Source organism: Streptomyces alkaliphilus, assembly GCF_014141535.1.
Lineage (GTDB): Bacteria > Actinomycetota > Actinomycetes > Streptomycetales > Streptomycetaceae > Streptomyces > Streptomyces alkaliphilus.
In genome coordinates, this window is the sequence record NZ_VKHT01000073.1 from 1 (window position 1) to 10,499 (window position 10,499).

The following is a 10,499-nucleotide window of genomic DNA, read 5'->3' on the forward strand; positions in this document are numbered from 1 at the left end:
GTCCCCCTCGGGGACCGGGGCTCCCGGATCCGCCCCGTCCTTCTTCTTCAACGGACACGTGCCACGCCGCCGGCGCGCGGTGATCGCGGTGTCCGCGTTGGTGGGCTTCGCCCTCACGGTGGTGTGGTCGGCGCACTTCGTCGACAAGACCATCGGGGGGACCATCGCCGACGGTCTTCTCGGGCACTCGGCCGCCGAGACGCCGATCGCCGGTGTCGCGGCCGGGCTCGCCTTCGCCCTGGCCACCGGCATCGCGGGCACGTTCACCGCCTGCAACGTGGCGGTCTTCGGCGCGCTCGCCCCCCTCACCGGCCGGTCCTCCACCGCACGCGGTCGGATGGCCGCCGCCCTGCGTCCGCTGGGGGCGCTCACCGCCGGCGCCGTCGTCGTGTCGGCCGCGTACGGGGTGGTGGTCGCGATCGTCGGCAGCGGCATGCCGCAGTTCCAGGAGAGCGCGGCCGGCACCGGCTCCCCGGTGCTCTCGGGCCGGTTGATCCAGGCGATGGTGGTCTACGGCGTCATCGGCGTGATCATGATCTATCTGGGGCTGGTCGCCCTCGGGTACGCGCGTGATCCCCTGGCGCGACTCACCGAACGGTTCCCCGACGCCCCGATGGTGTTCATGGGCGCGCTGATCGGCGGCTTCCTCATCGGCCGGCCCTTCCCGCTCTTCCGGCAGTTGTTCCGGGACACCGCGGAGAGTCACAACGTGCTGTACGGCGCGTTCGCCTTCGCCCTTCAGACGGTGGGCAACCTGCTGATCATGGTGGCGCTGTTCCTGCTGGTGGTGGGCGTGTTCGGCAAGCGGCTGCACGGGTGGGTGGCGGCGCGTCCGACCCGCTCCGCGTCCTTGATGGCCGCGGGGTTCCTCACCGCCGGGGTGTTCATGGTCCTGTACTGGAATCTCCGCATCCTGGCCCGGGTGGACATCATCTGGTACCCGATGGCTCCCTGGGTGTGAGGCGGGCCCCGGGTCCCGGAGGCTTCCGGGGCCCGGGGCGTTCGCCGGTCAGGCGGCGGCGCGGAAGGCGCGCAGCCGCAGGCTGTTGGCGACCACCGACAGCGAGGACAGGGCCATGGCCGCGCCCGCGATCATCGGGTTGAGCAGTCCGGCGGCGGCCAGCGGGATCGCCGCCGTGTTGTATGCGAAGGCCCAGAACAGGTTGGTGCGGATCGTGAACAGCGTGCTGCGGGACAGCCGCACGGCGTCCGCCGCCGCCCGCAGGTCCCCGCGGACCAGGGTGATGTCGCCGGCCTCCATGGCGGCGTCGGTGCCGGTGCCCATGGCCAGGCCCAGGTCGGCCGTGGCCAGGGCGGCGGCGTCGTTGACGCCGTCGCCGACCATGGCGACCGTCCGGCCCTCGTCCCGCAGCCGGCGGATCACCTCGACCTTCTCCTCGGGCAGCACCTCGGCGATTACCCCGCCGTCGGCCGGGTCGATGCCGACCTTCCGGGCGACGGCCTCGGCGACGGTCCGGTTGTCACCGGTCAGCAGGATCGGACGCAGACCCAGGTCCCGCAGGCGGGCGATGGCCTCGGCGCTGGTCGGCTTGATCGCGTCGGCGATCTCCAGGACCCCCAGGGCGACGCCGTCCCGGGCGACGGCGATGGCGGTGCGTCCGCCGGTCTCGGCGTCGGCGGCGGCCCGGCTCAGCTCCCCGGGCAGGTCCACACCGTGGTCGGCGAGGAGCCGGGGGCGCCCGACGAGCACCGTGTGCCCCCCGACCCCGGCGCGCACGCCCAGGCCGGGCAGGTTGCGGAAGTCGGTGACCGGGGCGAGCGGCCCGACCTCCTCGGCCGCGGCGAAGGCCACGGCGCGGGCGATGGGGTGCTCGGAGGCGTCCTCGGCGGGGCCGGCCGCGCGCAGCACCTCGGCCCGGTCGACGCCGGGCGCCGGGCGGACCGCCAGCAGGGTCATGGTGCCGGTGGTGACGGTACCGGTCTTGTCCAGCACGATGGTGTCGGCGCGGCGGGTGTTCTCCAGCACCTCCGGCCCCTTGATGAGGATGCCGAGCTGGGCGCCGCGTCCGGTGCCGACCAGCAGTGCGGTGGGGGTGGCCAGCCCCAGGGCGCAGGGGCAGGCGATGATCAGCACGGCGACCGCGGCGGTGAAGGCGGCCGTGGCGCCGGACCCGTCGACGAGCCACCAGGCGAGGGTGCCGAGCGCGATCAGGATGACGATCGGCACGAAGACGGCGGAGATCCGGTCGGCGAGGCGCTGCACGGCGGCCTTGCCGTTCTGCGCCTCCTCGACCAGCCGCGCCATGCGGGAGAGTTGGGTGTCCGCGCCGACCCGGGTCGCCTCCACCAGGAGCCGGCCCGAGGTGTTGACGGTGGCGCCGGTGACGGTGGCGCCGGGGCCGACGTCCACGGGGACGGACTCGCCGGTGAGCATGGAGGCGTCCACGGCGGAGTCGCCCTCCAGGACCCGCCCGTCGGTGGCGACCTTCTCGCCGGGACGGACCACGAAGCGGTCACCGACGACCAGTTCGGCGGCCGGGACGCGCCGCTCGACGCCGTCGCGCACCACGGTGACCTCACGGGCGCCCAACTCCAGCAGGGCGCGCAGCGCGGCGCCGGCGCGGCGCTTGGCGCGGGCCTCGAACCAGCGTCCGGCGAGCAGGAACATCGTCACGCCGGCGGCGACCTCGAGGTAGATGCCGGGTGTGCCGTGGCCGTGGTCGGCGCGTACGACGAACTCGAAGGGGTGGGTCATGCCGGGCTCGCCGGCGCCGCCGAGGAAGAGCGCCCAGATCGACCAGAGCAGCGCGGCGACGGTGCCCAGGGAGATGAGGGTGTCCATGGTGGCGGCGCCGTGCCGGGCGTTGGTCCACGCGGCGCGGTGGAACTGCCAGCCGCCCCACACCACGACCGGCGCGGTCAGGGTCAGGCACAGCCACTGCCAGTAATCGAACTGCCAGGCCGGGACCATGGACAGCACGATCACCGGCACGGTGAGCGCGACGCTCACCAGCAGTCGGTGCAGCAACGGGTCCGGGCCGCCGTCGGCACCTCCGGCCCCGGCACCCGCGCCGGTGTCCGGCCCGGGGCCGGTGGGCGCCGCGGCGGTCGTCGGCCCGGTCGTCGATCCGGTGGCGGCCGGCTTCGGCTCCGGCGGGCGGAGGTGTTCGGCGGTGTAGCCGGTGGCCTCGACCACGGAGATCAGGTCGGCCACCGAGACGCCGGTCGGATGTTCGACCCGGGCCTTCTCGGTGGCGTAGTTGACGGTGGCGTTCACCCCGTCCAGCCGATTGAGCTTGCGCTCCACCCGGGCGGCGCAGGAGGCGCAGGTCATGCCGCCGATGGCGAGTTCGGTTCCGGTGGTGCCCGCGCCGGGGCCCCCGGCGGTGCCGGTGTCGGGGTCGGCTGCCGTTTCGGTGGTCATGTCGAAAACTCTCCTCGCGACGGGCGTGCGCTTCCAGCATACTCCTCATACCCCCATGGGGTATGAGGATGCCTGTATACCCCCTTGGGGTATGTGGGGCAACCCTCCCTGGCCGGAAAGCCGCCCCCGGACGGGCTCGCGGAGGTCGTACCGGGACCGCCGAGCGCCCGGCCGCCGGTGTCCGGCCCGCTCGCCCTCACCGCCGGACCGGCGTCCGGGCGACCGGCGGGCGACTGTCGGTGCCCGATGCGATGCTGGGAAAAGGACGGGACACCCGGGCGCCGGCGGGCGACGGATGGCCCGTCGGGACCGCGGCCGCGCCCCGGCCGGGTCCGACGGGGGACGCGGCGGCCCGGCCCCCGCCGGGCCCGGGCGTCCCACGGACGACCCCTGGAGGTTTCCGCCATGCTCACCACCGACTACGTACCCGGTTCCCCGTGCTGGCTGGACCTCGGCGTCCCCGACGTCCCCGCCGCGCTCGCCTTCTACGGGGCGGTCTTCGGGTGGGAGTTCGCCGACGCCGGCGCCGCGGCGGGCGGCTACGGCTTCCTGCGGCAGGACGGGTACACCGTCGCCGGCATCGGCCCGCGCAACGGCGGGGAGGACCGCCCCTCCTGGACCCTGTACTTCGCCACCCCCGACGCCAAGGCATCCGCCGAGGCCGTGGAGCGGGCCGGCGGGTCGGTGCGGATGCCCCCCATGGACGTTCTGGGCCTGGGGAGGATGGCGGCCTTCGCGGACCCGCAGGGGGCGGAGTTCTCGATGTGGCAGCCGGACGTCCTGACGGGCGTCGACGAGGTCTCCATCCCGGGGACGCTGTGCTGGACCGAGCTGTACACCACCGACGCGGTGGGCGCCGCGGAGTTCTACCGCGCCGCCCTGGGCTGGGGCACCGAGGTCACCGACCTGCCCGGCGGCCGGGAGAACTACACCGTCGTCTTCCCCGGCACCCGGAAAAACGCCGGCCCCGAGCACGCCTGTGGCGGCATCATGCACCTGTCCGCCGAAGAACTGGCGCCGGTCGGCGGGCCCTACTGGCAGCCGTACTTCGAGGTCGAGGAATGCGACGCGGCGGTCACCCGGGTGCTCGCGCACGGCGGGGACCTGCGCACGGAGCCATCCGACCACGAGAGCGTGGGGCGGATGGCGCTGTGCGTCGACCCGGCGGGTGCCCTGTTCGCGATCACCACCGCCTCCGAGGAGTAGGCCCGGGGCCCACGGGGCCGGGAGAACCACCCCGCGAGATCGGGGCCGGCGTGATGCCGGCCGACATCTCGCGCCCAAGGGGTGGAGGCCCCTCGCGGCATGACACGCCGGGGGCGGACCGCCGCACACGATCCACCGGCACGACGAGCGAGGGGAAGGACCCGACCACCATGAAGGAACACCCCGACGGACCGGCCATCGAGACGATCGGCCTGGTCAAGCGTTTCGGGGACACCAAGGCGGTGAACGGCGTGGACCTCACGGTCCGCCCCGGCACGGTCTACGGTGTGCTCGGACCCAACGGCGCTGGCAAGACCACCGTGGTCAAGATGCTGGCCACCCTCCTGCGACCCGACGGCGGCGAGGCCCGGGTCTTCGGCCGGGACGTGGTGCGCGACCCCGACGCCGTGCGCGGCCGGGTCAGCCTCACCGGCCAGTACGCCTCGGTCGACGAGGACCTGACCGGCACCGAGAACCTGGTCCTGCTGGCCCGCCTGCTCGGCCACCGAAGGGCGGACGCCCGACGCCGGTCGGCGGCGATGCTCGACGCGTTCGGGCTCTCCGAGGCGGCCGACCGTCAGGCGAAGAACTACTCCGGCGGCATGCGGCGCCGCCTGGACATCGCCGCCAGCCTCCTCAACACCCCGGACCTGCTCTTCCTGGACGAGCCCACCACCGGCCTGGACCCGCGCAGCCGCAACCAGGTGTGGGACGTGGTGCGCACGGTCGTCGCCGCCGGCACCACCGTGCTGCTGACCACCCAGTACCTGGAGGAGGCCGACCGGCTCGCCGACCGCATCGCGGTCATCGACCGGGGGCGGGTCATCGCCGAGGGCACGCCCGGTGAGCTGAAATCCTCGGTCGGCGCGGGCGCGATCCACCTGCGGCTGCACGACACCGGGCAGCGCGCCGAGGCCCGCCGACTGCTGGAGAAGACCCTGCCGGGCGCCGAGGTCGCCCTCGACTCCGACCCGGTGGCGCTCACCGCCCGGCTCACGGGGGACGGCTCCGCCGGGGCGGCGGCCGGACACGCCTCCCGCGCGCTGGCCGAGCTGGCCGCCGCCGGCGTCACGGTCTCCGACTTCTCCCTCGGCCAGCCGAGTCTGGACGAGGTCTTCCTCGCCCTCACCGACGCTGAGCCCGGCACCATCGCCGGTGCCGGTGCCGGTGCCGCCGACCCGGGTGCGGCGGGCGAAGGTGTCCCGGCCGCCGGTGACGAAACCGACCGCAACACCACGAGCGTGAAGGAGCCGGCGGCATGAGCGCGCCCACCGACACCCGAGAGACCACCGCGCCCGGTCCGGCAGGCGCCGCGACCGACACCCCCGCGGTCGGGGCCAACGGCGCGGAGGGCGCCCCGGCCACCGACCGGCTGCGGGAACTGCTGATCACCGAGGACCGGCCGCCGCGGCCGAGCCCGTTCTCCGCCTCGCTCGCCTTCGGCTGGCGGGCCATGCTCAAGATCAAGCACATCCCCGAGCAGCTCATCGACGTCACCGCGTTCCCGATCATGATGACGTTGATGTTCACCTATCTCTTCGGGGGCGCGCTGGCCGGCTCGGCGAGCGAGTACATCCAGTTCCTGCTGCCGGGCATCATGGCGATGAGCGTGGTGATGACCACCATGTACACCGGCGTGGCGGTCAACAACGACATCGAGAAGGGCGTCTTCGACCGGTTCCGCACCCTCGCCATCTGGCGGCCGGCCCCGATGGTCGGCTACCTGCTGGGCGATGCCTTCCGGTACACCGCCGCCTCGGTGGTGATCCTGGTGGTCGGCCTGATCCTGGGCTTCCGGCCGGCGGGCGGACCGATCGGGGTGGTCGCCGGCATCGCGCTGCTGGTCGGCTTCTCCTTCGCCTTCTCGTGGATCTGGACGATGTTCGGGCTGATGCTCCGTTCGGAGAAGTCCGTGATGGGCGTCAGCATGATGGTGCTCTTCCCGCTGACCTTCCTGAGCAACATCCTCGTGGAGCCGGAGACCATGCCGGGCTGGCTCCAGGCGTTCGTCAACGTCAACCCCGTCACCCACCTGGTGGAGGCGGTGCGCGGCCTGATGCACGGGGAGGCCGCCATGGGCGACATCAGCTGGGTGTTCATCGCCTCGGCGGGCCTGATCGCCGTCTTCGGCACCCTCACCATGCGGCTCTACAACCGCAAGTGACCCGGCCCGCCCCCGCCCGGCGCACGCGGCGGACCGGGGGCGGACCGCGACCGGACCCACCGGACCGAAGGCCGGGCCCGCACCGGAAAGGGGCCGGCCGTCGCCGTGCCCCACCCACCATGCGTCGGGTGGGGGCCCCTTCGCCCGTCCGGTCACAGCCGCCAGGCGGTCTCCCGCTCCGGCAGGTACCGACAGTCGGTGCCCGTGGACACCGACGCCCGCAGGTGCGCGGCCAGCTCCGGGTGCCGGTCGTCCAGCTTGCGCAGGGTGTCACGGATCCGGGCCGTCACGGTCTTGCGGGCCCGCTCGGTGGCGTCACCCAGTCGACGGTCGCGTCCGGCGAGCCCCGCCGCGTTGCGCAGCTCGGCCAGCAACGCCGTGCGTTCGCGTTCCAGCTCGCCGGCCCGCCTCTCCGCGCCGCGCAGCGCGGCGCGGTCGATCTCCTCGTCCAGTTCGGTCAGGCGCCGCCGGTAACGGAGCTTCGCCTCCTCGTCCAACACCGGGTCGCCGCCCATCCGGTGCGCGGCGACGATCTCCGGGTCCGCTCCCGGGGCCAGCAGGTGGACGGCCGGCACGTCGCGGCCGGGGGCGCCCAACAGGCGGTGCAGGTCGGCCAGGCCCTTGGCGTCGGGCAGGTGCACGACCCGTCCGGCCCAGCCCAGGCGCCAGACCGGGCCCTCGCGACGGAACTCGTTGACCGGCGTGGGCGGGGCGTCACCGGCCGTCGGATCCGTCGCGCCGTTCCCGGGTATCTCCTCGGCCCCCACCGGCGTGCCGGGACCGGGGACGACACCGCTCGCGATCGCCGCGCCCGTCCGGACGGGCGCGGCGGGCCCGGCCCGCAGGCGGCGGGCCCGCTCGGCGGTGCGCTCCAGCCCGGCGCCGGCGGCCTCCCGCGCCACCCGACCCAGCAACTCCCTGGCGGTCTCCCGGTCCCCGGCGGCGTTCCGCGCCAACAGCGCCTCGGCCAGGGCGGCCCGGGCCCGCAGCAGCCACGGGGGCGAGCCCATCCGCTCCGCCGACCGGCAGGCGCTCCGCGCGGCCCGGACGGCCTCCTCCACGTCCCCCGCCGCCCGGCGCAGCCGGGAGAGCAACAGATCCACCGGGCCGCCGATGTCGCAGCCGAAGACGCCGACCAGCCACTGTCCGGCGTACGGCTCCAACTCGCCGACGCACCGACCCACGGCCGCCGCGTCACCCTCCCGGATCGCCACCTCCGCCTCCAGCCGCAACCGGATCGGCAGCAGCAGGCGGGGCAGCGGACCCACCGTGGCGGCCAGCTCCCGACGCGCGCCGACGAGGTCGTGGTGCTCCAGGGCGGCCAGGCCCTCCCGCAGCCGGGCCAGCGGTGAGAGAGAGCCGGTCAACGGCGAGTCGTCGGGGAAATCGGACGGGGGTCCGGGCAGCTCCCGCTCGCGCAGCAGCGCCAGCGACCAGCGCAGGTGGTGCATGATGCCGGCGCCGAAGGGGTGGTTCCGCCCGGGCCCGGCGAGCAGTGGTTCCGCCCGGCGCAGGGCCTCCTCGGCCTCCGCGAACCGGCCCTGGAGACCGTCGATCAGGCAGCGGTCCATGAGGGAGTTGAAGGAGGTCTCCGGGGTGGCCGCCGGCGCGACCACCGCCAACTGCTCGCGGAACTGCTCGGCGTAGTGGGGGTCGTCCAGCTCCAGCAGGGCCACCCAGCGCAGCGAGGTGGCGTAGAACTCCAACAGGCGCATGCCGCGCCGGGCCGCCACCTCCCGCAGCTCGCCGGTGAGTCGGAGGCGTTCCCGGGCCGTTCCGGGCCCCCAGATGGCCTGGTGACGGGCCCACAGGGCGAAGGTCAGACCCTCCTCGTCCTCCCGACCGTGCGCGTGGCGGGCGAGGGCGTCGGTGAGCCGCAGGACGACCGCCTCCTCCTCGGCGGGCGTCATCGGTGCCTCGTCAAAACCATCGTCCGGGCCGCCGTCGGGTTCGCCGGGCCCGTCGCCCGGTGGGGTGCCCGACCCGCCGGCGGGTCCGTCGTCGGAGGGGGCGGGGCCCTCCGCCGCCGAACCCAGCCGGCGGTCCGCCGCGCGCAGCGCGCGCGGGCGCAGCACCTCGCCGCCGGGCAGCTCCCTGGCGCCGTAGACCATCAGGGCGGTGCGGACGGCGGGGGCCGGATCCGCCACCCGCCGGGCCAGCCCCTCCGCGTCGGCGAGCACCCGCCACCCCTCCGCGGTCTCCCCGGCGTGCAGTAGTTCCCCGCCCAGCGCGAGGGCCGCCCGTACCCGCCGCTCGATCGGCAGGCCGCCGGACACGGCCGTGCGATGGGCGCGCCGGTGGTGTTCCACCGCCTCGCGTGCCGCGAACCGCAGCCGCGCGTCCAGAGCCGCGGCGGCGAACAGCTCCACGACCGTCTCCGGGTCCAGCGCCTCACCGGCGCGGTGGGCGTGCTCGGCGATCTCGGCGGCACGCGTCAAGCCGTCCGCCGTCCCTCCGGCCGTGCTCCTCCCGCCGCCCTCGCGCCCCTCGCGCCCCTCGTCTTCCTCCTCCCGCAGCGCGCGCACGACGGCGGCGTGCAGGGCGAGGCGTTCGGTACCCGGCAGGGCGTCGTACAGGGTTTCGCGCACCAGGTCGTGGGTGAAGGCGCGCGGCGCGGGGTCGGGGTCCCCGGTGCGTGCCGGGAGCGCTTCGGCCGGGGAGGCGCCGGAGGTGACCAGTCGGGCGGCCTCGGCCCGGCTCAGCAGCCGCTCGACCTCCTCGACGCTCCGCCCGCAGACCACCGCCAGCAGCACGGGCCGGAATTCGCGCCCCACCACCGCGGCCCGGCCCAGCAGATCGGCCACCTCCGGCGGCAGCAGCCCCAGCCGGCGCCGGATCGCCTCCCGCACGCCCGGGGCGATCGCCCCGGGCGGGGCGCCCGCCCTCCACAACCGCGCCGTCTCCTCGATGAAGAAGGGATTGCCGCCGGTGCGGCGATGCACCTCGGCCACCACCCCGGGGGCGGGGGCCCAACCGTGGACCCGGGCGATCAGGGCACCGGTGTCCGCCGGCTCCAGCCCGCCGAGGGTGATGGTGGTCCCGGCCGCCGCCGGGAGGGCGGTCAGCGGCGGGTGCAGCGGATGGTCGGGCAACTCCGCCTCGACGTCCCGGTAGGTGCCGATGAGCAGGACCCGCTCGAACCAGGTGTGTCGGGCGGCGAACTCCAGCAGGCGCAGCGAGTCGGGATCGGCGCGGTGCAGGTCCTCCAGCACCACCACCAGCGGATGGTGTCGGGAGACGGTCACCAGTGCGGTGGTGACGGAGTCGTGGAGGGCGAACTCGTCCACCGGCGGGCCGCCGGTGCCGCGTCCGGTGCCGCCCGCCCCGTCGAGCAGCAGCTCCGGGCCCGGCCCGGCGGCCTCCAACGCCTCGGCCCACCGCTCGGGGCCGGCCACCCGGCGCAACCCGCGCAGCACCTGCACCCAGGGCCAATGACCGGGGGCGTTGTCCGACTCCCAGCAGGCACCGGCCAACACCGGCGCGCCCTGTCGACGGGCCTCCGCCACGGCCTCGGTGACCAGGGTGGTCTTGCCGATCCCGGCCTCGCCGGTGATCAGCACCAATCCGCCGTGACTGTCCAGGGCGTGCCGCAGGCGGGAACGGAGCAGCGCGAGGGGGTGATCGCGTCCGAGGGGACCGGTGGTCATGACATCCTCCATTGGACACCATCGACCGGTCGGGGACCATGGGTTTCCCGGCGACGGATGCGGGTCGGAAGCGGACCCGCCGGCTCCGTCCCGGTCC

At 74.9% G+C, this 10,499-nt stretch carries 6 protein-coding genes; 4 read left to right on the top strand and 2 right to left on the bottom strand.

Annotated elements, in window-relative coordinates; genetic code table 11:
- On the top strand, nucleotides 1–961 hold a 961-nt coding region (locus FNQ90_RS04535), incomplete at its 5' end, for a hypothetical protein (RefSeq protein ID WP_182605076.1).
- 48 nt (nucleotides 962–1,009) lie between these two features.
- Here FNQ90_RS04535 and FNQ90_RS04540 read toward each other — a convergent pair.
- Nucleotides 1,010–3,385 carry a heavy metal translocating P-type ATPase gene (locus FNQ90_RS04540; RefSeq protein WP_182605077.1) on the bottom strand — a complete coding sequence of 792 codons (2,376 nt, stop codon included), beginning with the start codon at nucleotides 3,383–3,385 and terminating at the stop codon, nucleotides 1,010–1,012.
- 405 nt (nucleotides 3,386–3,790) lie between these two features.
- Between FNQ90_RS04540 and FNQ90_RS04545 the strand changes: the two genes are divergently transcribed.
- The 3 genes from FNQ90_RS04545 to FNQ90_RS04555 all read left to right on the top strand — a co-directional run bounded on the left by FNQ90_RS04545 (nucleotide 3,791) and on the right by FNQ90_RS04555 (nucleotide 6,755).
- Nucleotides 3,791–4,591 carry a VOC family protein gene (locus tag FNQ90_RS04545; protein ID WP_182605078.1) on the top strand — a complete coding sequence of 267 codons (801 nt, stop codon included), beginning with the start codon at nucleotides 3,791–3,793 and terminating at the stop codon, nucleotides 4,589–4,591.
- Nucleotides 4,592–4,761: 170 nt separating this feature from the next.
- Nucleotides 4,762–5,853, top strand: coding sequence for an ATP-binding cassette domain-containing protein (locus FNQ90_RS04550; protein WP_182605079.1), 1,092 nt, complete (start codon nucleotides 4,762–4,764; stop codon nucleotides 5,851–5,853).
- Nucleotides 5,850–6,755, top strand: coding sequence for an ABC transporter permease (locus FNQ90_RS04555; protein WP_182605080.1), 906 nt, complete (start codon nucleotides 5,850–5,852; stop codon nucleotides 6,753–6,755). The genes FNQ90_RS04550 and FNQ90_RS04555 overlap by 4 nt, the downstream gene beginning before the upstream one ends.
- A gap of 152 nt (nucleotides 6,756–6,907) precedes the next feature.
- On the opposite strand, the gene FNQ90_RS04560 is transcribed toward FNQ90_RS04555, so the two are convergent.
- On the bottom strand, nucleotides 6,908–10,402 hold the full coding sequence (locus FNQ90_RS04560) for an ATP-binding protein (RefSeq protein WP_182605081.1): 3,495 nt from the start codon (nucleotides 10,400–10,402) through the stop codon (nucleotides 6,908–6,910).
- Nucleotides 10,403–10,499 lie beyond the last annotated feature (97 nt).

Coding starts and splice junctions, on each gene's coding strand:
- FNQ90_RS04540 (WP_182605077.1), bottom strand. CDS start 3,385: ATGACCACCGAAACGGCAGCCGACCCCGACACCGGCACCGCCGGGGGC.
- FNQ90_RS04550 (WP_182605079.1), top strand. CDS start 4,762: ATGAAGGAACACCCCGACGGACCGGCCATCGAGACGATCGGCCTGGTC.
- FNQ90_RS04560 (WP_182605081.1), bottom strand. CDS start 10,402: ATGACCACCGGTCCCCTCGGACGCGATCACCCCCTCGCGCTGCTCCGT.
- FNQ90_RS04555 (WP_182605080.1), top strand. CDS start 5,850: ATGAGCGCGCCCACCGACACCCGAGAGACCACCGCGCCCGGTCCGGCA.
- FNQ90_RS04545 (WP_182605078.1), top strand. CDS start 3,791: ATGCTCACCACCGACTACGTACCCGGTTCCCCGTGCTGGCTGGACCTC.